The organism is Microvirga sp. P4_G7, from assembly GCF_056401005.1.
The window spans coordinates 1-1,002 of sequence record NZ_JBFUKD010000997.1 but is presented as its reverse complement, the minus strand read 5'-3'; the positions used below and the strand labels follow the sequence as shown (position 1 = coordinate 1,002).

1 protein-coding gene is annotated in these 1,002 nt (G+C 64.2%); it reads right to left on the bottom strand.

The window, feature by feature from the left end; all coding sequences use genetic code 11:
• The coding region (locus AC1DT3_RS22515) for a cache domain-containing protein (RefSeq protein ID WP_477467393.1) at positions 1-916 on the bottom strand (916 nt) is incomplete at its 3' end.
• Positions 917-1,002 lie beyond the last annotated feature (86 nt).

Sequence of the window (1,002 nt, the reverse complement as noted above, 5' to 3'; positions counted from 1 at the left end):
CGCTACGGCCAATGAACCATGCCGACAGAAACGCGATCAAAGCACCGACGATCGCAAGTCCCGCGCCACGGCGCGTGGCGCGTTCGATAGGCGCGAACGCCTCATCGCGCGAGAGCCCCGCGCTGACATAGAACCCGTTCGACCGTGTCGAGGCGGGAATGTACCCGATGATGCGGCGTGTGCCGTCCTGGCTCGTGACCTCCCGGGTTCCCGGAGAGGCCGCGTTGACCAGCGGAAGGAACGCTTCGGGTATCTTCGTCCCGATGAACCGCTCCGGAAAGGGTTCGCGCGCGATGATGACGCCGTTCCGGTCTGCGATCGTCAGAGCGCTTCCGCCGGTGAGATCCCTTTCACCGAGCCTTCGACCGAGCCAGTCGAGGTCGAGCGCTCCCACGAGTACACCGATCACCGCGCCTTCATTGTCTTGGATCGGCGTCGCGAGCGGCAAGGCCGGCTTTCCGGAAAAGCGGCTGATCATGTACTCGCCGACGACGAAGCTGCCGGTTTTCAGAACGCGCTTGAAATACTCACGGTCGTCCAAACGCGGGGCGCGCGTCGGCGTTTGCGATCGGCAGCGCAGGTCCCCATGAGTGTCGATAGCCGCGATCGAGTTCAGGTGCGGCGCCTGAGCCAGAATGTCGACGAGATACACTGCGCAGGCCTCGGCCTCGAAAGATCGCACGACCGGCGCGCGGGCGACGGCGCGCAGCAATCCCTCCGTGCCACCGACAATGCTTTCCATCTCCAGCGCCGCCAACTGACCGAACCGAAGCGCCAGTTCGTGGACCTCGGCCTCGCGGCTGCGCCGTAACGAAATCTCGTTATAGACGAGGATGATCAGGGCCGGGGCCAAGGCGACGGCAGTGAGAACGAAGAGCCGCATCCGAAGAGACAGGGTCGGAAACTTGGCCGCCACTCAAAGTTCTCCCTCTCGGACGCCGCCGTTCCGCGTTCCCGCACGCGGTTCGTGCAGGCGTTTCGTGTGTCACGTGAGGTTACATG